Below are 20,654 nucleotides of genomic sequence, written 5' to 3' on the forward strand. Positions count from 1 at the left end.
ACTTGCCCCCCTGGGCCTCGGAGTGGTCAGCCCTGGGCGCGCCGCCTGGCCACGACCACGGCCCCGGCGCCCGCCGCCAGCAGTACGGCCGCGCCGCCCGCGATGTACGGGGTGGCGGAGCTGCTGCCCGTCTCCGCGAGGTTCGAGTCGACGGCCGGTTCGTTGCCGGTGCCGGTGCCGGTCTGGGGCTTCACTCCGCCGTCGCTGTTGCCACCGCTTCCGCCGTTGCCGCCGTCACCGGACCCGCCGCTGGTCGAACCACCGTCGGTGGAACCGCCATCGGTGGACCCACCGCCGCTCGAACCGCCGTTGCTGGAACCACCATTGCTGGACCCGCCGTTACTGGACCCGCCGTCGCTGGATCCTCCATTGCTCGTGCCGCCATTGCTCGTGCCGCCGTTGTCGCCGCCGCCCGGCCCGGTCGCCTTCGGCGTCTCGCAGGTCGCCTCGGCGAGCGTGATCTCGCCGCGCACATCGGCGACGTTCAGCTTGAGCGGGTTGACGGAGACCTTCAGCTGCAACGCGGTCGCCGCGGCGGTGCGCGAGGTGGTGTGCGTCTTCGAGAGGTCCAGGGTCACCTCGCCGACGGCCGGGACCTTGACCTGCGTGGTGCCGCCCGCGGAGAGGTCGATGCGCTTGCCGAGGACCGATACGTGCCCCAGCACGTTCGACTCGGCGACCGGCTTCCGGCCCACCTCGCAGACCGCCTTGGACGTGACCTTCTCCACCTCGATCAGCGAGAGCACCGGCAGTCCGGGGACATGGACCCGGGCCTTGGCCACATTGCTGTAGCCCTCGGCCCGGTGCTTGTCGGCGGTCGCGTTCGCGGTGGCCACATCGGCGGCGAGCACGCTGACCGGCCGGCCGCCGTCCACACCGTCGAGCCGCACACTGAGCGCGGTCTCCTTGGCGTCGGCGGGTGCGTGCACCTCGTTGAGCGTGGCCCTGAGCGGCACGTCGACCGTCTTGTTCAGGAGCGAGACGTCGAGTGCGGTACGGAGCACGACCGCGCTCGCCTTGCCGCCACCCGTGGTCGTGGTGGTCGCGGTGGCGGCCTGCGCCGGGGCGGCGACCAGCAGCGCGACGGGAGCGGCGGCGACCGCCAGGGCGGCCAGACGGAAGGTGTTGCTGTTCAAAGTGGTGGAACCCCCACAAGAGACATGGAGCCACCGGTGCCGTCCAATGGGGGACATCGAGAGCTCCGGTGGCCTCGACCCCGAAAGCTTTACGCACGAAGAGTGAACTGGCGGACACCTGACGTGAGTTCACCCCAAAGGGGGGTTTCCGTGCCTGTATTCGAATATCTCGGTACGTTCGTTCCTCCGGATCACCCGATCCGCCGAGCGCACACCGCCCCGGAGCCGACTACGCCGGGGTGCGCGCGAAAGTGTTTCAACGACGGGGCAGGGGTTCGGTAACTGCCCGTCAACACGGCGCACCCCGGTCACGGGCCGCCGGACTCAGCCGATCACCCGCCCGTTCAGGACCACCCGCCGGGGCGCCGCGAGCACCCGTACGTCCGCCCGCGGGTCCTCGTCGTACACCACCAGGTCCGCCGGGGCGCCCTCCTCCAGCGCCGGCCGCCCCAGCCACTGCCGCGCGCCCCAGGTCGTCGCGGACAGCGCGTCCAGGGCCGGGATGCCCGCCTTCACCAGCTCGGCGACCTCGTCCGCCACCAGCCCGTGGGCGAGCACCCCGCCCGCGTCGGTGCCGACGAAGACCGGCACCCCGGCGTCGTACGCCGAGCGCACCGTGTCGTAGCGCCGCTCGTGCAGCCGGCGCATATGGGCCGACCAACGGGGGAACTTGGCGTCGCCGCCCGCCGCGAGCGAGGGGAACGTGGCGATGTTGACCAGAGTGGGGACGATCGCGACCCCGCGCTCGGCGAAGAGCGGAATGGTGTCCTCGGTGAGCCCGGTGGCGTGCTCGATGCAGTCGATCCCGGCCTCGACGAGATCGCGCAGCGAGTCCTCGGCGAAGCAGTGCGCGGTGACCCGGGCGCCGAGCCGGTGCGCCTCGGCGATGGCCGCTTCGACCGCCTCGCGCGGCCAGCAGGCGGTCAGATCGCCCACCTCCCGGTCGATCCAGTCGCCGACCAGCTTCACCCAGCCGTCACCGCGGCGCGCCTCCTGCGCGACGTACGCGACCAGCTCGTCCGGCTCGATCTCATGGGCGTAGTTGCGGGTGTACCTGCGGGGCCTGGCGATGTGCCGGCCGGCCCGGATGATCTTCGGCAGGTCCTCGCGGTCGTCGATCCACCGGGTGTCGGCCGGCGACCCCGCGTCCCGCAGCAGCAGCGCACCCACCTCCCGGTCGGCGAGGGCCTGCTTCTCACTGGTCGCCGCGTCCACGGCGCCGTGGTGGTCGAGCCCGACGTGGCAGTGGGCGTCCACCAGCCCCGGCAGCACCCAGCCGGTGACGGTCACCGCCCCGTCCGCGCCGGCCGGCCTCCCGTACGAGATCCGGCCGTCGACCACCCAGAGCTCGTCCCGGACGTCGTCGGGACCGACGAGCACCCGTCCCTTCACGTGCAGCACCTGCGATGCCTTGTGATCACTCATGGGCAGCACTGTACGAGGCGGCGTACTGGGCCCCGGTGCCCCTGACGGCCCTGGGTACGCTTCGACGGAAGCACCGCCCGTACGCGACATCGCGCACCGACCCGATCCGACCCGAAGAGAGCACCACCGTGACGCACCCCTTCCTCGACCTCGCCCCGCTCACCGCCGCGCACTTCGCGGCCATCGAGAAGCGGGTGGCCGGCCTCCTCGCCACCGAGCAGGACGTCGTCATCATGCAGGGCGAGGCGCTGCTCCCCCTCGAAGGCTGCATCCGGGGCGGCGCCCGGCCCGGCTCGACCGCGCTGAACGTCGTCACCGGTCCGTACGGGCAGACCTTCGGCAACTGGCTGCGGGACTGCGGTGCCAATGTCGTCGATCTCGCGGTTCCGTTCCACACCGCGGTCACCGCCGACCAGGTCGCGCGGGCGCTGGCCGAGCACCCGGAGATCGACTTCGTCTCCCTGGTCCACGCGGAGGCGGCGACCGGCAACACCAATCCGGTCGCCGAGATCGGCGAGGTGGTCCGTTCGCACGGGGCGCTGTTCATGCTGGACGCCGTCGCCTCGGTGGGTGCCGAGCCGCTGCTGCCGGACGTGTGGGGCGTCGACCTCTGTGTGATCGGCGCGCAGAAGGCGATGGGCGGCCCGGCCGGGGTGTCCGCGGTGTCGGTGAGTGCGCGTGCCTGGGAGCGGATCGCCGCCAACCCCGAGGCTCCGCGCCGCTCCTACCTCTCGCTGCTGGACTGGAAGGAGCGCTGGATCGACGGCGGCCGCAAGGCCCTGCTGCACGCGCCGGCCCAGCTGGAGATGCTGGCGCTGGAGGCCTGTGTGGAGCGGATCGAGACCGAGGGACCGGACGTGCTGATGGCCCGTCACGCCGCGGCCGCCGCGGCGACGCGCGCGGGCGCGGTGGCGCTCGGCGGCGGCCTCTCGCCGTACGTCCACGAGGCCTCGGAGGCGGCGCCGGTCGCGACGACGCTGCGCGCCCCGGAGGGGGTCGACGCCGCCGAGCTGGTCGCGCGGGCGCTCGCGGCCGACCCCTCGCTGCCGCTGATCGCGGGCGGGGGTGCGCTGTCCAAGGAGATGATCCGGGTCAATCACTACGGTGTGGATGCGACGCGGGGCGCGGTGCGGTCCTCGCTCGCGGCTCTGGGGGCGGCGCTGGCCGATACGGGCCGGCAGGTCGACTTCGAAGCTGCCCGCAAGGCCGTTTCGGAAACCTGGCCGAGCGAATAAATCCGGGCCGGGCGCCAATATTTTCCGAATGCGGGGAGCTGCTTTATTCAGAGCAGCTCCCCGCATTCTTCTGCCCGGTTTCCCGAACCCTAAACACCCGAGTTTCCAGAGTCTCCGATCAGACCCGAACCACACAATTCCGTTGCGTCGCCCGAGAGTTACAAGCATGTGACCGACTCCACATCGCGACCGTTATGCCGGATAAATGGCCACCAAAACATAAGAAATCGCGTCCTGGTCGCGCCGGGGCACGCGCCCGCGTGATAACACAGAATGCCATCCCGCCCAACCCTTCTCCTCGATGCGATTTGGAAATTTGCTGGGTAAATTCAATTTGCATGACCGCCGCACCAGCAGATTTTGCAAGTGCCCAAAACGAATTCATCACCATCGACACCCCACGAGTGGAGGACGGGGCCGCGATCTGGCGCATCGCCCGCGACTCCGAGGTCCTGGACCTCAACTCCTCGTACAGCTACCTGCTGTGGTGCCGTGACTTCGCGGCGACCTCCGTGGTCGCCCGGGGCGAGACCGGTGAGCCCGTCGCCTTCGTGACGGGTTACCTCCGGCCGGACCGTCCCGGGACGCTCGTCGTCTGGCAGGTGGCCGTCGACCACGCCCGCCGCGGGGCGGGGCTGGCCGGAAAGCTGCTGGACGCACTGACCTCCCGGGTGGCCGCCGAACAGGGCCTGGCCTCGGTCGAGACGACCATCACCCCGGACAACACCGCGTCGGACCGGCTGTTCACCTCCTACGCGCAGCGCCACGACGTGGCCCTGGACCGCGAGGTGCTCTTCGACGGCGGACTGTTCCCCGAGGGCGACCACCTGCCCGAAGTCCTGTACCGCATCGGCCCGTTCCACGCCTGATTCCTGTTACCGCACCGGCCCGTTCCACGCCTGAGCCCACCCGGCCACCGCCACACCCGCACGTCCCGGCCCGGACCGACGGGGCGCCGCCACACCCGTACGTCCCGGCCCGGACCGACGGGGCGCCGCCACGCCCGAGCACGCCCGCACCGCCGACCGCCACCCCCCTCTCAAGCAGGAGATCCCCTGTGACCATCACCCCGCCCGCGCTGAGTGTCTTCGAGACCCTGGAGTCGGAGGTACGGAGCTACTGCCGCGCCTGGCCCGCCGTGTTCGACCGTGCGCAGGGCTCCCGGCTGACCGACGAGGACGGCCACAGCTACCTCGACTTCTTCGCCGGCGCGGGATCGCTCAACTACGGCCACAACAACCCGGTGCTGAAACGGGCGCTGATCGACTACATCGAGCGCGACGGCATCACCCACGGCCTGGACATGGCCACCACCGCCAAACGCACCTTCCTGGAGTCCTTCCAGAACAACGTGCTGCGCCCGCGCGACCTGCCGTACAAGGTGATGTTTCCCGGCCCGACCGGCACCAACGCGGTCGAGGCGGCGCTGAAGCTGGCCCGCAAGGTGAAGGGGCGCGAGTCCATCGTGTCGTTCACCAACGCCTTCCACGGCATGTCGCTCGGCTCGCTCGCCGTCACCGGCAACGCCTTCAAGCGGGCCGGTGCCGGCATCCCGCTCGTGCACGGCACCCCGATGCCGTTCGACAACTACCTCGACGGCCAGGTGCCCGACTTCCTCTGGTTCGAACGGCTCCTGGAGGACCAGGGCTCCGGACTCAACAAGCCCGCCGCCGTGATCGTCGAGACGGTGCAGGGCGAGGGCGGCATCAACGTGGCGCGCCCCGAGTGGCTGCGGGCACTCGCCGATCTGTGCCGCCGTCGCGACATGCTCCTGATCGTCGACGACATCCAGATGGGCTGCGGACGCACCGGGTCGTTCTTCTCGTTCGAGGAGGCCGGCATCGTCCCCGACATCGTGACCCTGTCGAAGTCCATCAGCGGCTACGGACTGCCCATGTCCCTCTGCCTGTTCAACCCGGAGCTGGACATCTGGGGGCCGGGCGAGCACAACGGCACCTTCCGCGGCAACAACCCGGCGTTCGTCACGGCCGCCGCCGCGCTGGACGCCTACTGGGCGGACGGCCAGATGGAGAAGCAGACCCTGGCCCGGGGCGAGCAGATCGAGCAGGCGCTGCTCTCGATCTGCGACGAGCACACCGCTCTCGGCGCGCGGTACCGGGGCCGGGGCCTGGTCTGGGGCCTGGAGTTCACGGACGAGGCGCGCGCCACCGCGATCTGTGCCCGCGCCTTCGAACTGGGACTGTTGGTGGAGACCTCCGGCCCGCGCAGCGAGGTCGTGAAGCTGCTGCCGCCGCTGATCGCCACCCCCGACGAGCTGGACGAGGGCCTGCGCACGCTGGCCCGCGCGGTCCGCGACACCGTCTGACCACCCGGCCCGCCATCGACGCGGGCCCCGACGAGAAACCGCACAGCGGGAGTCACCGCGGTGGAGCACACCACGGCGGCGGACACCGTAGAGAGAAAGGCACCGACCCACCGTGATCGTCCGATCGTTCAGTGACATCGAGAACACCGACCGGCATGTGAAGGCCGCTTCCGGCACCTGGGAGAGCAAGCGCATCGTGCTCGCCCGGGAGAAGGTGGGCTTCTCGCTCCACGAGACCACGATGTACGCGGGCACCGAGACGTCGATGTGGTACGCGAACCACATCGAGGCCGTCCTGTGCGTCGAGGGCGAGGCCGAGCTCACGGACGACGAGACCGGCGAGAAGCACTGGATCACCCCGGGCACGATGTACCTGCTGGACGGCCACGAGCGGCACACCATGCGCCCGAAGACCGACTTCCGCTGCGTCTGTGTCTTCAACCCGCCGGTCACCGGGCGGGAGGAACACGACGAGAGCGGCGTCTACCCGCTGCTGACCGAGGAGGGCTGAACCATGACCACCGATGTACGCACCGACCTGTACCCCACGCGCGGCACAGCCGAGATGACCACCCCCCGCCAGGACCCGGTGATCTGGTCCCCGCCCGGCGCCCCCGGCCCGGTGGCCGTGCGGGATCTCCAGGGCTTCGAGCGCGACGGCTTCCTCACCGACGACCAGCTCATCACCCCCGACGAGGTCGCCGTCCACCTCGCCGAACTGGACCGGCTGATCGCCGATCCGGCGGTACGGGCCGACGAGCGCTCGATCATAGAGCCGAAGTCGCAGAAGGTGCGGTCGGTCTTCGAGGTCCACCGGATCAGCGAGGTCTTCGCCCGGCTGGTCGCCGACGAACGGGTGGTGGGCCGGGCCCGGCAGATCCTCGGTTCGGAGGTGTACGTCCACCAGTCCCGGATCAACGTCAAGCCGGGCTTCGGCGCCTCGGGGTTCTACTGGCACTCGGACTTCGAGACCTGGCACGCCGAAGACGGACTGCCGAACATGCGGGCGGTGTCCGTGTCGATCGCGCTGACCGAGAACCACGACACCAACGGCGGGCTGATGATCATGCCCGGTTCGCACAAGTCGTTCCTCGGGTGCGCGGGCGAGACACCCCGGGACAACTACAAGAAGTCGCTGAAGATGCAGGACGCCGGAACCCCGTCCGACGAGGCCCTGACGAAGATGGCCGACCGGCACGGCATCAAGCTCTTCACGGGCAAGGCGGGTTCGGCGACCTGGTTCGACTGCAACTGCATGCACGGCTCGGGCGACAACATCACCCCGTACCCGCGCAGCAATGTCTTCATCGTCTTCAACAGCGTGGACAACGCCGCCGAGGAGCCGTTCGCGGCGCCGGCGCGGCGCCCGGAGTTCATCGGGGCGAGGGACTTCACCCCGGTGCGCTGAGGTGACCCGCCGGCGGGGCGGAACGGCATTCGTCGCTCCCCCCGCCGGCCCCGAAATCGCTGGACCGGCACGGCGGTCGACGGCGAAGGTAAGACCCATGACCTCACTCGTACGGCACATCACCGTCGACTGCACCGACCCCTACGGGCTCGCCCGCTTCTGGTCCGGGGCGCTCGACGTCCCGATCTCCGACCAGGACGCCCCCGGGGATCCCGAGGTGCTCCTCGAATCCCCCGGTGCCGCGCTGCTCTTCATCCGGGTACCGGAGCCCAAGGGCGGCAAGAACCGTGTCCACCTGGACATCCAGCCGCAGGACCGGACCCGGGACGAGGAGGTCGAGCGGCTGCTCGGTCTGGGCGCCACCCTCGTCGCCGACCACCGCAAACCGAACGGGCGGGGCTGGGCGACGCTCGGCGACCCCGAGGGCAACGAGTTCTGCGTCGAGTGCGGTGCGGCGGAGCGGGCGGCCCTGACCGGGGCCCGGCTGCCGGTCACGGCGGACGACGTGACCACCGCGGTACGTCTTGCGATCGCCGCGCTCCGGGAGTGCCCGCAGGACGACTGGCACGCCCCGGCGGGGACGCTGGAGTGGACCTGCTGGGAGACCGCCGAGCATCTGAGCGACGACCTCTTCTCCTATGCGGCCCAGCTGGGCCTGCGGCAGCCGCCACTGGACGCGTACGTCCCGTACCGCTGGAGCGCCGACCGCGAGGGCGGTCCGAAGAACGCGGTCTTCGCGGACCGGTCGGCCGGAACCGCGGGGCTCTTGCGGACGTTGGAGGCGTGCGGCGCGCTGCTCGCCTCGATGGTGCGCACGGCCCCGCCCGGACTCCGCGCGTACCACTCCTACGGGGTGTCCGACCCGGAGGGCTTCGCCGCGATGGGGGTCGTGGAGACCCTGCTGCACGCGCACGACATCACCGCGGGCCTGGGGGGCGGCTGGACCCCGCCCGCCGGCATCTGCAACCGGGCGCTGGCCCGGCTGTTCCCGGACGCCCCGAAGGATGCCGACCGGTGGGCCGTACTGCTCTGGGCGACCGGCCGCGCCGAGCTGCCCGGCCACCCGCGCGTCACCTCGTGGAAGTGGCGCAGCGCCCCGCTGGACGGGTCCGGCCAGGGATAGCCCGGGGCGGCGGCCCGGCCCGGGCTATCCCTGGCCCACCAGAGCCTCCAGGGGAACGTGCGGGGGCTCTTCGACGAATCGGCCTAGACCTGGGCGTCGTCCAGGGCCGGGTAGTCGATGTAGCCCTTCGCGTCCCCGCCGAAGAAGGTCGACGGGTCCGGGGTGTTGAACGGGCCGCCGGCCTTCAGCCGGGCCGGCAGGTCCGGGTTGGCGATGAACAGGGCACCGTACGAGATGATGTCGGCGATCCCGTCGTCGACGAGCGAGTGGTCGTCCGGGCCGGTCGGGCCGTCCGTCAGCGCGTTGAGGACGAAGGCACCGGAGAACTGCTTGCGCAGCGCGAGGGTCAGTTCGCGGATCTTCCCCGCTTCCAGGACGTGCAGATAGGCGAGGCCGAGCGGCTCGATCTCCCGTACCAGCGCGGTGTAGACGGCCTCCGGCGCGGGCTCGTCGATGTCGTTGTACGGGTTCTTGGGCGAGACCCGCAGTCCGGTCCGCTCCGCGCCGATCTCGGCGGCGACGGCCTTGACCACCTCGACGGCGAACCGGATGCGCGCCTCGTCCGAGCCGCCCCACTCGTCGTCGCGCAGGTTGGTGTTGGGGGCGAGGAACTGGTGGATGAGGTAGCCGTTGGCGCCGTGCAGTTCGACTCCGTCGAAGCCGGCGTCGACCGCGTTGCGGGCGGCCGCGGCGAAGTCGGTTATGGTCTGCCGGACCTCGTCGCCGGTCAGTGCGCGCGGGGTGGTGAAGTCCACCGTGCCCGTGCCGGTGAAGAGCTGTCCGGCGGGCTTGACCGCCGACGCGCTGACCGGGGTCAGCCCGTCCGGCAGCAGGTCGGGGTGGCCGATCCGGCCCGCGTGCATCAGCTGGGCGAAGATCCGCCCGCCCGCCGCGTGCACCGCGTCGGTGACCTTGCGCCAGGAGGCGACCTGCTCCGCGCTGTGCAGCCCGGGGGTGGCGGGGTAGCCCTGGCCCACCACCGACGGCTGGACGCCTTCGGTGATGATGAGGCCCGCCGAGGCGCGCTGGGCGTAGTACTCGGCGACGAGATCCGTGGCGGTGCCGCCCTCACCGGCCCGGCTGCGGGTCATCGGAGCCATCGCGATGCGGTTGGCGAGCCGGGTACCGGAAAGGTCGATCGGGTCGAATGCGGTGGTCATGGGGACTCCCGGACTATTTATGTGGTCGGCCAATTATCTGCGCCGACGCCACTGTAGACCATTACTTGGCCGACCAATGTAAAGTGGGCGGAAAGTCGCCGGAGCCCGGCATCGGAGCCGGGGCCGGGGCGTCGCCGCGAGGAGCCACCCCATGAAGGCCGAACCCGCCGGACCCGCAGACCCCGCCTGTCCGGGCCTGCCGAGCGCGGCCCTCGGCGGCCCCGTCAGCCATGCGCTGGCCCGGGTCGCCCGGCTGCACCGGATCGCCGCGGGCAAGCTGCTCAGGGGGCTCGGGCTCTACCCGGGCCAGGAGTTCCTGATGATGTGCCTGTGGGATGCCGGTCCGGTGCGTCAGGCCGAGCTGATCAAGGCCGTCGACCTCGACCCCTCCACCGTCACCAAGATGCTCCAGCGCCTCGAACAGACCGGGCACGTGCGCCGCCGCCCCGACCCGGACGACCGGCGGGCCGTCCTGGTCGAGGCGACCGACGACAGCTGTGCGCTGCACTCCGACGTCCAGCGGGCCTGGACGGACCTGGAGGACCACACCCTCGCCGGTCTCGGACCCGCCGAACGCGCGGAGCTGACCCGGCTGCTCGCCAAGGTCGAGGCGAACCTCTGCCGGGAGGCCGGAGCAGGGTCAGGGGCAGGGGACTGCCCCGGCCCCTGCTGATCCCGTCCGGCGGGCGCGGTCAGCGGGCGAGCACGTCCAGGGCCCGGTCCACATCGGCCTCCGTGTTGTACAGGTGGAAGGCGGCGCGCAGACTTCCCGCCCGGTTCGAGACCACCACCCCGGCCCGTGCGAGCTCCGGCTCCCGCTCGCCCAGTCCGGGCACGGCCACGATCGCCGACTCCCCCGGCACCGCCTCGTGCCCGAGCCCGGCCAGCCCGGCCCGCATGCGGGCGGCGAGCCCGGTGGCATGGGTGTGGACGGCGTCCACACCGACCTCGTTCAGCAGCGCGAGGGACTGCTCGGCACCGTGGTACGAGAGGAAGGCGGGCGGTTCGTCGTAACGGCGCGCGGTCCCGGAGAGCTGCCCGACCGGACCGTACGTGCTGTTCCAGGGGTCGGCGGCGGCGTACATCCCGGCGAAGAGCGGCGGCAGGGTGCGCTGCGCCTCCTCGGTGACGGTGAGGAACGACGCACCGCGCGGGCAGAGCAGGAACTTGAAGCCGCCGGTGACGGTGTAGTCGTACTCCCCGGCGTCCAGCGGCAGCCAGCCGGCCGACTGGCTGGTGTCGAGCAGCGTCCGGGCACCGTGGGCGCCGGCCGCCGCCCGCACCGCCTTCAGGTCGGCGATCCGCCCGTTGGACGACTGCACCGAGGACAGAGCGACGAGCGCGGTGTCCGGCCCCACCGCGTCGGCCAGCCGGTCCAGCGGGGCGTACCGCGTCCTGAGGTCGCCGCGGACCGCGAAGGGGCTGACGACGGAGCTGAACTCGCCCTCGGGCGCCAGTACTTCGGCCCCCGGCGGCAGCGCCGCGGCGACCAGTCCGACATGCACGGAGACCGAGCTGCCGACGGCGACCCGGTCGGCGTCGACCCGGGAGAGCCGGGCGAAGCCGGACCGGGCCGCCTCCACCGCCTCGAAGTCGCCGGAATCGGCCCGGCTGCCCGAGCCGATCGCCTCGGCGAGCGCCCGCACGGCCGCCACGGTCCGCCGGGGCAGCAGCCCGCAGGTGGAGGTGTTGAGGTAGGTCGTCTCCGGCGCGAACTCGGCGTCCACCGCACTGCTGAGCGAAGTAGTCTCCATGCGCCCAGCCTGGGACCCCCTCACCTCCCGGTCAATCACAAAAGGTTGACGGGAACGCCCAGGCAACGCTCGTGCGCGGAGCCGGGACAGCACCTCAGGCGCGACGCTTGGCGCCGGGACAGCACCACTCAGGCGCGACGCAGCGCCGGAACAGCACCGCTCGTGCCCGGCGCTGACGGACCTCGGGCGTGTCACCGGGGGACGGACCTCAGGCGTTGCGGCCGGCCTGCGGGACCTCGCAGGCGCCGTCGGCGTCGCACGCCGCCGCGTCGCCGCCGATCGCGGTGAGCGGGCGGTCCTTCCACGCCTGCTCCAGCGCCTGGGCGAAGACCTCGGCGGGCTGGCCGCCGGAGATGCCGTATCGCCGGTCGAGCACGAAGAACGGCACCGCGTTGGCGCCCAGCTCGGACGCCTCCCGCTCGTCGGCCCGCACCTCGGCCGCGTACGCCTCCGGGTCGGCGAGAACGGCACGCGCCTCGTCGGCGTCGAGCCCGGCCTCGACGGCCAGCTCGACCAGTACGCCGCTGTCGTAGACGGACCGCTCCTCGGCGAAGTTCGCCCGGTAGGCCAGGCTCAGCAGCTCGTCCTGGCGGCCTCGGGCCTTGGCCAGGTGAAGCAGCCGGTGAATGTCGAAGGTGTTGCCGTGGTCACGGCCCTCGGTGAGATAGCCGAGCCCCTCGGCCTGCGCGTTGGCCGCGACATTCGCCTCCATGGCCTGCGCCTCCTCGCGGGTGCGCCCGTACTTCTGCGCCAGCATGTCGATGACCTGGGCGGTGTCCCCCTTGGCGTGCCCGGGGTCGAGCTCGAAGGACCGGTGCACGACCTCGACCTGGTCGCGGTGGGCGAATCCCGCCAGGCCCTTCTCGAAGCGGGCCTTCCCGATGTAGCACCAGGGGCAGGCTATGTCGCTCCAGATCTCGACGCGCATGTCTCTTCTTCTCTCCGTGTCCTCGTACGTACCGCTCGGGTGCGGAGCCACCCTCCGCTCCCGTCCACAACACGGGAGCGGACTTCCGCATTCCCCGCCCGGCGGACGTCCCTCCGAGCAGCGTGGATCATCACGCCCGGCCGGTCCGTACACGGCCCGGATTCGAACGATGTCACCCTCGCCATCAGGACTGCGGCAGGTGTGGTGGCGCCACCACTGGTGGGTGGCCATCGCAGCCGCGTAGGATCCGGTCGGCCTTGAAAGGGACCTGTCAGCCTTGCCCGGGCGCGGAGGCCGCGAGGAAGCTCTCGATACCTTCAATTCGCTTCAGCCACCGCAGACTTCGGGCAGGAACGGTCACACATCCAACAGGGGGACCCAGTTGTGAAGTCAGCACTCCCGACCATCATTGTCGTGTTCTTCCTCGTCGCGCTGGCGGCATGGATCATCTCCGCAGCGGTGGGCGGCCGGAAGAACAACAGCGATGGCGGCGAAGGCGGCAACTGACTCGTCGGACTCCTGCCGCAGGCCGGCAGAGGATCATGCCTTCGAAAGCACCATCGACCGCATTCGCCCGTAGTCCCGGGCGACAGGCCGGCGCCGCCCTCCCGGTGCCCGGGCGTCAGGCGTGGCCGAGGATCAATGACGCTGTCATGAGCCGCGCCACGCCGTGCAGGCCCAGCAGCCGGCCGCGCGCGGAGGCGAACGGCAGTTGCTTCCTCGGCCGGGCCACCGCCAGGACGCCGAGCAGGAGTGCGGCGAAGAAACAGCCGGGGATCGAGCCGTCGGGCACGTCTGCACAATTCACGCCGTAGGCCAGACAGCCGGAAGCCCGGGTTGTGGTCAGTGCGAGGAGGCCGGAGCCGACGACCACCGGCACCAGCATGGCAAGGGCGAACCAGGAGGCCCTGCGGATGCCGCGGTCCATGTGCTCAGCGTGTGCCGGCTGCCCGGCCCGCGCCCCTGCCCGCTGTCACTCCCCGTCGTCGAGCTCGACGATCGGCCGGTCGGCGACCACCGCGGCCAGGATCATCGGCGCGTCGCCGTCGCACTGGTTGAGGGAGACCGCGACCCACCGGCCGTCCACCGGCCCCCACACCCTCAGATCCCCGAGACAGTCCGCGTCGCACAGCGCCCGGTACAACGGCGGCAGGGGCTCACCCGCGCGGTCGCGGAAGATCGGCACCCGCATGCCCGCCGTCCGGTGCGCGCCCCACCGGCGGTCCAACTCACCCACGAGATCGGCGAGATGACCCGAGGCGGCCTCCTCGGCCTCCTCCCACTCGCGCTCGTACACGCCCACGAGGTCGTCGCTCTCCCAGAGCGGCACGATCCGGAAACCCTCGCCCCCGGTCGCGGACCACTCCCCGGTGTCCGGCTCCCCCTCGCCGACGGTGGGCCCCGCGGCCGGCACGGGACCGGCGAGCAGCGCCTCGATGTCGGACACCGCGCGGCCGGTCCCGAACACCTCCCCCATCCGGGCGGTCATCAGCTTCCGTCCCGCAGGTCCGCGAGCCCCGTCGTGCGGAACTCGATCCGGTCGAAGGACGCCTCGCAGCCCTCGCCCGTCGGCGACTGGACCAGGAAGCCGACCGATGCCCCGGCCGCACGCTCCGGGTCGCCGAGGGCGAAGACGCGGACGAAGGTCCACTTCTCGCCGTCGGCGGAGGCGTGGAAGGCGAACGCGTCGCCCGTGCGGCTGAGGCGCAGCCAGCAGGTGTCGGCGTCCACGGTGAAGGAGTTGACGTCGTCGGAACGGCCCCGGGTGACGACCGTGCAGACGGTGGGGTGGTCCGGGGAGAGCTCCAGGCAGAGCTTGGCCCACTCCCGCTCCCCGACGTGCAGGTAGAGCACCCCGGCGTCGAAGGCGGCCGCGAAGCCGACCCGGACCCGGGCGATCAGCTGGAAGTCGCCCCGGGGCGCGGCACCGAGCAGGCGGGGGGCGTCGCTCGCGGGGTCGGGACAGGTGCCGCCCGGCGGTACGAACCGGTCCTGGCGGGCGCCCGCCCTGCCGGCCAGTACGCCGTCCTCGTACGTCCAGTCGCCCTCGGGGCCGAACGGGACGAGGCCGAAGGGGAGTTCGGGCAGGTGCGGGGTCATGCGCGGCGTCCGTCCACCCGGCGGGGAAGGCCCTGGGGGTTGTCCTCGCGGAGCTCCGGCGGGAGCAGGGCGTCGGGGGTGGTCTGGTAGGTGACCGGGCGCAGCCAGCGTTCGACCGCGGTGGCGCCGACCGAGGTGGAGGTGGAGGTGGTGGCCGGGTAGGGGCCGCCGTGGTGCTGGGCGGGGGCGACGGCGACGCCGGTCGGCCAGCCGTTGACGAGGACCCGGCCGGCCAGCGGGGTGAGGGCCGCGAGGAGTCCGGGGGCGTCGGCGTCGGCGCCGTCCGCGGCGGTCTGGAGGGTGGCGGTGAGGTTGCCGGGGAGCCGGGAGAGCACGGCGGTGACCTCGTCGTGGGAGGTGTAGCGGGCGACCACGGTGACCGGGCCGAAGCACTCCTCCAGGAGCTCGTCGTGCGGACCCTCGGCGGTGAGCAGCTGCGCCGGCACGGTGAGGAAGCCGGCCGAGACGGTGTGGTCGCCGCCCGCGCCGGGGGTGACCGGGGCCTGGACGCCGGGGAGTTCGGCCCGGGTCCGTACGCCCGCGAGGAAGGCGTCGCGCATCCGGTGGTCGAGCAGGACCGCGGCCTCGGTGTCGCTGACCGCGGCGGTCAGGGACTCCAGCAGCCGGTCGCCGGTCTCGCCGGACGGGGCCAGGACGAAGCCGGGCTTGGTGCAGAACTGGCCCGCGCCCATGGTCATCGAGCCCCCGAGCCCGGCGCCGATCTCCTCGGCGCGCTCGGCGGCGGCGGCCCCGGTGACGACGACGGGGTTGAGGGAGCCCAGCTCGCCGTGGAACGGGATGGGGCGGGGGCGGGCCGCCGCCGCGTCGAACAGGGCGCGGCCGCCGCGTACCGAGCCGGTGAACCCGGCGGCGGCGACCAGCGGGTGCCGGATCAGCTCGATGCCGGCGTCGAAGCCGTGCACCAGGGTCAGTACGTCCTCGGGCAGGCCGGCCTTGGCCGCCGCCCTGCGCAGTACGGAGGCGCAGAGTTCGGAGGTGGCGGGGTGGTCGGGGTGCGCCTTGACGACGACGGGGCAGCCGGCCGCCAGCGCGCTCGCGGTGTCGCCGCCGGGGACGGAGAAGGCGAGCGGGAAGTTGCTGGCCGCGTAGACGGCGACGACGCCGAGCGGGATCTTGTAGCGGCGCAGGTCGGGCCAGGGCGGGGTGCGGCCGGCGTCCGCGTGGTCGATGTGGATGTCGAGGTAGGCGCCCTCGTCGACGACCTCCGCGAAGGCCCGCAACTGGGCGGCGGTGCGGGCGAGTTCACCGGTCAGCCGGGCCGGTCCGAGTGCGGTCTCGGCGTCGGCGGCCTCGATGACGTGTTCCCCGGCCTCGGTGAGCAGGTCGGCCGCGATACGCAGGAAGGCGGCGCGCACGGTGCGGTCGGCGAGCGATTCACGTACCGCGTGGGCGGCCCGGACCGCGCGGTCGACCTCCTCCGCTGTAGCCTCCACCGCAACCTGCTCGCGCGGGTTCCCGGTGCGGGGGTCGACGCTCCAGACTGGTGCTGCTGCCACCGTGATTCCTTCCGCTCCACTGCCGCACATCAGAGTTTGTTCGGTATTCTGAACAGAGTTCCTGATCGTGAATATGAAGCGACTCTATTTCCGGGCGTTCGATGTTGGCAAGAAGCCGCCGGGCTGTGGAAGTCGCCCGGTTCGAGCAGTCGTCGGGCGCGAGTCGGACGCAAGAAGTCTCAGGGTTTCACAAGTGGGCTGGAAAGGGCGTGGGGCGATGTCGGTTGCCGAATCCGGTGGGGGGCAGGTCAAGTCCGCCGTACGGACGGTGGAACTGCTCGAATACTTCGCGGGGCGGCCGGGCATGCACTCGCTCGCCGCGGTGCAGGAGGCCGTCGGCTATCCCAAGTCCAGCCTCTACATGCTGCTGCGCACGCTGGTGGAGCTGGGCTGGGTGGAGACCGACGCGACGGGCACCCGGTACGGGATCGGCGTACGGGCCCTGCTGGTGGGCACCTCGTACATCGACGGCGACGAGGTCGTCGCGGCGGCCCGCCCCACCCTGGACCGGCTCTCCGACGACACCACGGAGACCATTCACCTGGCCCGTCTCGACGGGACGAACGTGGTGTACCTCGCCACCCGGCAGTCCCAGCACTATCTGCGCCCCTTCACCCGGGTCGGCCGCCGGCTGCCCGCGCACTCCACCTCGCTCGGCAAGGCACTGCTGGCCACCCACAGCGACGAGCAGGTCCGCAAGCTGCTCCCCGAGACGCTGCCCGCGCTGACCGAACACACCATCACCGACCGCGAGAAGCTCATCGAGGAACTGCACATCATCCGCGAGCAGGGGTACGCGGTGGACCGCGAGGAGAACACCCTGGGACTGCGCTGCTTCGGCGTCGCCGTCCCGTACCGCACCCCCGCCCGCGACGCCATCAGCTGCTCGGTGCCGGTCGCCCGGCTCACGCCCGCGCACGAGCAGATGGTGAAGGACGCGCTGTTCGACGCCCGGGACCGGCTGACGCTCGCCACCCGGAGGCTCTGAACCGTGCGGATCGCCCTTCGCGAGGTCCGGGCGGACGACCTGCCCCTGTTCTTCGCCTTCATGTCCGACCCGGAATCGGTCAGGACGGCCGCCTTCACCAGCGAGGATCCCACCGACCGGCATGCCTTCGACGCCCACTGGCGGCGCATCATGGCCGACGGCTCCGTCGTGCTACGCACGGTGCTCGCGGACGGGGCGGTGGTCGGCAGCACCGGGGTGTACGGCCCCCCGGGCGACCGCCAGGTCACGTACTGGATCGACCGGGCGCAGTGGGGCCGGGGGTTCGCGACCGCCGCGCTGTCGGCGCTGCTCGACGCCATACCCGAACGCCCTCTGCACGCACGGGCGGCGGCCGACAACACCGGTTCGCGCCGGGTGCTGGAGAAGTGCGGATTCACCGTCACCGGCAAGGACCACGGGTACGCCCACGCCCGCGGCGAGGAGACCGACGAGCTGCTGTTCACGCTGCCGGGATGACCGGACGGCGGTCCGTCTCCGCCGTGCGGCGGAGACGGATCGTCATGGAGCACGACGTGCCGGAGCGGCCCGCACGGAAGCGTGGGTGTCATGACACGGACACCACTCGCCCCGTCCGCCGCCGCGCGGCGGCCGGGCACCCGCATCGCACTGCGCACCCTCACGATCGTCTCCACCCTGCCGTACATCGCGCTCAAGGCCGCCTGGGTCTCGGGCAGTCACGTCGGCATCCCGGACGACAGTCCGCTGCTCGACGACCGCACCACGATGATCGTCACCAACGCCATCACGATCCTGCTGGACAGCGCCGTCGTGCTCCTCGCCCTGCTGCTCACCCAGGCATGGGGACGGCGGGTGCCGGCCCGGCTGCTCGTTCTGCCCATGTGGGTGGCGTCCGGGCTGCTGCTGCCGATCATGACCGGGTACCCCCTGCAACTGGCGGTCGGCCTGGCCGACGGAGCGGACACCGGTGCCGGGAGCAACGAGCCCTCCTTCCTGGACGGGTGGGTCTTCGGCGTCGTCTACGGCGGCTTCATCCTCCAGGGCCTCGCTCTCGGTACCCTCTTCGCGCTGTATGCCCAAGACCGCTGGGGCCGGCTGTGGAAGGGCAAGCTGAGGGACCTCCGGCCGGGCCCGACCGGGCCCGCCCTGCGGACCACCGCGGTCCTCGCCTCGCTGCTCGCGATCGCACCGGCCGTCACGCATCTGCTGTGGGCCACCGGTTCGGCCGCCGGGCTCAGTGAGGGCAGGGCCGCGGACCGGAACAACGTCTTTTACGTCATGGAGTCGCTCAACGCCTTCTTCGCCGTCGCAGCCGCCGCCGGTGTGCTGCTGCTCGCCTTCCGCCGCCGCTCCGCACTCCCCCTGGCCGTGCCGCTCGCCCTGGCCTGGGGCGGCTCCGGGGCCTCGGCCTGCTGGGGAGGCTGGCTGAGCCTCGCCGCGCTGACCGGGGCCGGGAACATCTCCGAACAGCCCACCCCGGCCATGATGTTGATCTACGGTGTCCAGATGCTGCTCGGAGCGCTGGTGGTCACTCTCGGCGGGTACTTCTTCGCGGAACGCGCGGCCGTCCGGCTGCCCGGCTCCACCGGGACGGCACCGGACGCACGGCCCGCCGGCGCCCGCGCGTGACGCTGCTGTTCGGGCGGCGGGCCCGGCGGCGCTGGCTGCACCTGATCATCGGTGGCGCGCTGCTGATGCCGTACTTCCTGGCGGCGCTGGTGGTCGTCGGCCGGCTCCGCCCGGACCCCGGCCCCTTCTCGTCCCTCTCCCACCAGCTCACCGCGTTCGCCTGCGCCCTGCCCATGGCCGCGGTCACCGCGCTCTTCGCACCGGCCCGGCCGCTCTCGGTGGCCGCGGCCCGTGCGCTGTGCGGCGTCCCCGGCGACCGGCCGCTCGCCGATGGGCCCGCCGGAACCCGGCAGGCGCGGGTGCGCACCGTCGGCTGGTACACCCTGCATCTCGCGCTCGGCGGCATCGTCAGCGGTCTGACGCTGGCCGTGCCCCCGCTAGCCGGGACGATCATGGCGCTGCCGTTCTCCCGGTCGATGCGCGAATCCCGGACCTTCGGTCTGCCCGAAGCGATGGACCGGCCATGGATTCTCGCCCTGCTCCCCTTCGCCGGACTCGCGATCCTGGTGGCCGTGGCCGGCTGCGCGGCGTCGGCCGGGGCGCTGCTGGCCGGCCGGGCGCCGGTGCTGCTGGGGCCGACGCCGCAGGACCGGCTGGCCGCGGCCGAGCGCCGGGCGGCCGATCTGGCGGTGCGCAACCGGCTCGCCCGGGAGCTGCACGACTCGGTCGGCCATGCGCTGAGCGCCGTCACCCTCCAGGCGGGCGCGGCCCGCAGAGTCCTGGACAGCGACCCGGAGTTCGTCCGCGAGGCGTTGACCGCGATCGAGGCGACCACCCGGCGCACGGTCGGTGAACTCGACTCCGTACTCGGCCTGTTGCGCAGCGGCGAGGAGCACAGGACGTCCACGGCGACCGGCCCGGCGCTCGACGCGCTGGACGGGCTGCTGGAGCATTGCGGGGTTCCCGTCTCCTGTGCCGTGCGGGGCGACACCGGCACGGTCCCGGCCGCCGTGTCGCGAGAGGCGTACCGGATCGTGCAGGAGGGGCTGAGCAACGCGCTGCGGCACGGCGGGCGCGGGGTGCCGGTGGAGCTGCGGATCACGGTGCGGGCGGCGGAACTGGCGGTCACCATGGACAGTCCACTGCCGGAGCGGGCCGCGGCGGTACGGCCCGGGGGCGGTCGTGGGCTGCGCGGCATCGCCGAGCGGGTCGTGCTGCTGGGCGGCCGCGCGGAGTCCGGACCGCACGACGGCGGGTGGCGGCTGACCGCCCGCCTCCCCCTGCGTACGAACGGACGGGAGAGCCGGTGAACGCGACGGTCCGGGTGGTCCTCGCCGACGACGAGCGCATGGTGCGCACCGCGCTGCGCGTCATCCTGGACGCGGAAGCCGGTCTGGAGGTCGTCGGCGAGGCGGCGACCGGCGCGGAGGCGGTGTCCGTGGTGCGGGAGCTGCGCCCCGATGTGGTGCTGATGGACGTGCGGATGCCGGAGATCGACGGTATCCGGGCCACCGAGCAGATCCTCGGCACACTCGACCTTCCCCCGAGGATCGTCGTCGTCACCACCTTCGAGAACGACTCCTACGTGTACGACGCGCTGGTCGCCGGGGCGGCCGGCTTCCTGCTGAAGCGGGTGGCGGCCGAGGACCTCGTGCAGGCGGTACGGCTGGTCGCCCGCAGCGACACACTGCTGTTCCCGTCGGCGGTACGGGCCCTCGCGGCCGAGTACCGCAGACGTGCGGCCGAGCCCGCGCGCTGGGCGTCCCGGCTGACCGACCGGGAGGCGGAGGTGCTGCGGCTGATGGCGGCGGGGCTGACCAACGCGGAGATCGCCGGGCGGCTGGGCGTGGGGCCCGCGACCGCCAAGACGCATGTGGCGGCGGTGCTCGCGAAGACCGGAGCGCAGAATCGCACCCAGGCCGTGATCGCGGCGTACGAGTCCGGTTTCATCGCCCCGGGGCACACCGGTCCGGCATGAGAAACCGGTGAGAATCACCGCATTCGGG

The 20,654-nt window shown here is 72.1% G+C and carries 21 protein-coding genes; 12 read left to right on the forward strand and 9 right to left on the reverse strand.

Annotated features, from left to right (window positions below):
- Window positions 1–26: 26 nt before the first annotated feature.
- Entirely contained in the window at window positions 27–1,136 is a 1,110-nt protein-coding gene (locus tag ABZ622_RS04825) for an SCO1860 family LAETG-anchored protein (RefSeq protein WP_360540414.1), read from the reverse strand.
- 324 nt (window positions 1,137–1,460) lie between these two features.
- Complete coding sequence (locus tag ABZ622_RS04830; protein ID WP_360540416.1) at window positions 1,461–2,561, reverse strand: amidohydrolase family protein; 1,101 nt, start codon at window positions 2,559–2,561, stop codon at window positions 1,461–1,463.
- Window positions 2,562–2,689: 128 nt separating this feature from the next.
- Between ABZ622_RS04830 and ABZ622_RS04835 the strand changes: the two genes are divergently transcribed.
- The 6 genes from ABZ622_RS04835 to ABZ622_RS04860 all read left to right on the forward strand — a co-directional run bounded on the left by ABZ622_RS04835 (window position 2,690) and on the right by ABZ622_RS04860 (window position 8,653).
- Window positions 2,690–3,796: an aminotransferase class V-fold PLP-dependent enzyme gene (locus ABZ622_RS04835; protein WP_360540418.1), complete on the forward strand. Its 1,107-nt coding sequence runs from the start codon at window positions 2,690–2,692 to the stop codon at window positions 3,794–3,796.
- 338 nt (window positions 3,797–4,134) lie between these two features.
- On the forward strand, window positions 4,135–4,665 hold the full coding sequence (gene ectA, locus ABZ622_RS04840; RefSeq protein WP_360540420.1) for a diaminobutyrate acetyltransferase: 531 nt from the start codon (window positions 4,135–4,137) through the stop codon (window positions 4,663–4,665).
- Window positions 4,666–4,853: 188 nt separating this feature from the next.
- On the forward strand, window positions 4,854–6,122 hold the full coding sequence (gene ectB / locus ABZ622_RS04845) for a diaminobutyrate--2-oxoglutarate transaminase (protein WP_360540422.1): 1,269 nt from the start codon (window positions 4,854–4,856) through the stop codon (window positions 6,120–6,122).
- A 112-nt stretch (window positions 6,123–6,234) separates the two neighbouring features.
- Window positions 6,235–6,633 (forward strand): ectoine synthase, encoded by a 399-nt coding sequence (locus ABZ622_RS04850; protein ID WP_360540424.1) that lies wholly within the window; start codon window positions 6,235–6,237, stop codon window positions 6,631–6,633.
- 3 nt (window positions 6,634–6,636) lie between these two features.
- A complete protein-coding gene (gene thpD, locus ABZ622_RS04855; RefSeq protein ID WP_360540426.1) occupies window positions 6,637–7,530 on the forward strand; it encodes an ectoine hydroxylase in 894 nt (297 codons plus the stop codon).
- A 97-nt stretch (window positions 7,531–7,627) separates the two neighbouring features.
- Complete coding sequence (locus ABZ622_RS04860; RefSeq protein ID WP_360540428.1) at window positions 7,628–8,653, forward strand: VOC family protein; 1,026 nt, start codon at window positions 7,628–7,630, stop codon at window positions 8,651–8,653.
- An 83-nt stretch (window positions 8,654–8,736) separates the two neighbouring features.
- Here ABZ622_RS04860 and ABZ622_RS04865 read toward each other — a convergent pair whose 3' ends face one another.
- Window positions 8,737–9,813, reverse strand: coding sequence for an alkene reductase (locus tag ABZ622_RS04865; RefSeq protein WP_360540430.1), 1,077 nt, complete (start codon window positions 9,811–9,813; stop codon window positions 8,737–8,739).
- Between the two features lie 151 nt (window positions 9,814–9,964).
- On the opposite strand from ABZ622_RS04865, the gene ABZ622_RS04870 reads away from it, so the two are divergent.
- Window positions 9,965–10,486, forward strand: coding sequence for a MarR family winged helix-turn-helix transcriptional regulator (locus ABZ622_RS04870; protein ID WP_360540432.1), 522 nt, complete (start codon window positions 9,965–9,967; stop codon window positions 10,484–10,486).
- A 19-nt stretch (window positions 10,487–10,505) separates the two neighbouring features.
- On the opposite strand, the gene ABZ622_RS04875 is transcribed toward ABZ622_RS04870, so the two are convergent.
- The 6 genes from ABZ622_RS04875 to ABZ622_RS04900 form a co-directional block, all read right to left on the reverse strand.
- Window positions 10,506–11,567: an aminotransferase class V-fold PLP-dependent enzyme gene (locus tag ABZ622_RS04875; RefSeq protein WP_360540434.1), complete on the reverse strand. Its 1,062-nt coding sequence runs from the start codon at window positions 11,565–11,567 to the stop codon at window positions 10,506–10,508.
- Between the two features lie 208 nt (window positions 11,568–11,775).
- A complete protein-coding gene (locus ABZ622_RS04880) occupies window positions 11,776–12,495 on the reverse strand; it encodes a DsbA family oxidoreductase (RefSeq protein ID WP_360540436.1) in 720 nt (239 codons plus the stop codon).
- Window positions 12,496–13,117: 622 nt separating this feature from the next.
- Window positions 13,118–13,423, reverse strand: a complete 306-nt coding sequence (locus ABZ622_RS04885; RefSeq protein WP_360540438.1) for a hypothetical protein — start codon at window positions 13,421–13,423, stop codon at window positions 13,118–13,120.
- A gap of 45 nt (window positions 13,424–13,468) precedes the next feature.
- Window positions 13,469–13,984, reverse strand: coding sequence for a hypothetical protein (locus ABZ622_RS04890; protein WP_360540440.1), 516 nt, complete (start codon window positions 13,982–13,984; stop codon window positions 13,469–13,471).
- Window positions 13,984–14,595 (reverse strand): DUF1349 domain-containing protein, encoded by a 612-nt coding sequence (locus tag ABZ622_RS04895; protein ID WP_360540442.1) that lies wholly within the window; start codon window positions 14,593–14,595, stop codon window positions 13,984–13,986. The genes ABZ622_RS04890 and ABZ622_RS04895 overlap by 1 nt, the downstream gene beginning before the upstream one ends.
- Window positions 14,592–16,112, reverse strand: coding sequence for an aldehyde dehydrogenase (NADP(+)) (locus tag ABZ622_RS04900; protein ID WP_360540444.1), 1,521 nt, complete (start codon window positions 16,110–16,112; stop codon window positions 14,592–14,594). Before ABZ622_RS04900 ends, ABZ622_RS04895 begins: the two co-directional genes overlap by 4 nt.
- A 217-nt stretch (window positions 16,113–16,329) precedes the next feature.
- Between ABZ622_RS04900 and ABZ622_RS04905 the strand changes: the two genes are divergently transcribed.
- The 5 genes from ABZ622_RS04905 (at window position 16,330) to ABZ622_RS04925 (ending at window position 20,626) form a co-directional block, all read left to right on the forward strand.
- The gene (locus tag ABZ622_RS04905; RefSeq protein ID WP_360540446.1) at window positions 16,330–17,100 is read left to right on the forward strand and encodes an IclR family transcriptional regulator; all 771 of its coding nucleotides are present in this window, start codon (window positions 16,330–16,332) and stop codon (window positions 17,098–17,100) included.
- A 3-nt stretch (window positions 17,101–17,103) separates the two neighbouring features.
- Complete coding sequence (locus ABZ622_RS04910; RefSeq protein ID WP_360540448.1) at window positions 17,104–17,577, forward strand: GNAT family N-acetyltransferase; 474 nt, start codon at window positions 17,104–17,106, stop codon at window positions 17,575–17,577.
- 90 nt (window positions 17,578–17,667) lie between these two features.
- Window positions 17,668–18,708: a hypothetical protein gene (locus ABZ622_RS04915; RefSeq protein ID WP_360540450.1), complete on the forward strand. Its 1,041-nt coding sequence runs from the start codon at window positions 17,668–17,670 to the stop codon at window positions 18,706–18,708.
- Window positions 18,705–19,958, forward strand: coding sequence for a histidine kinase (locus tag ABZ622_RS04920; protein WP_360540452.1), 1,254 nt, complete (start codon window positions 18,705–18,707; stop codon window positions 19,956–19,958). The genes ABZ622_RS04915 and ABZ622_RS04920 overlap by 4 nt, the downstream gene beginning before the upstream one ends.
- The gene (locus ABZ622_RS04925; protein WP_360540454.1) at window positions 19,955–20,626 is read left to right on the forward strand and encodes a response regulator transcription factor; all 672 of its coding nucleotides are present in this window, start codon (window positions 19,955–19,957) and stop codon (window positions 20,624–20,626) included. Before ABZ622_RS04920 ends, ABZ622_RS04925 begins: the two co-directional genes overlap by 4 nt.
- Window positions 20,627–20,654: the final 28 nt, after the last annotated feature.

This window comes from Streptomyces sp. NPDC007164, from assembly GCF_040634135.1.
In the GTDB taxonomy this organism is placed as follows: Bacteria; Actinomycetota; Actinomycetes; order Streptomycetales; family Streptomycetaceae; genus Streptomyces; species Streptomyces sanglieri.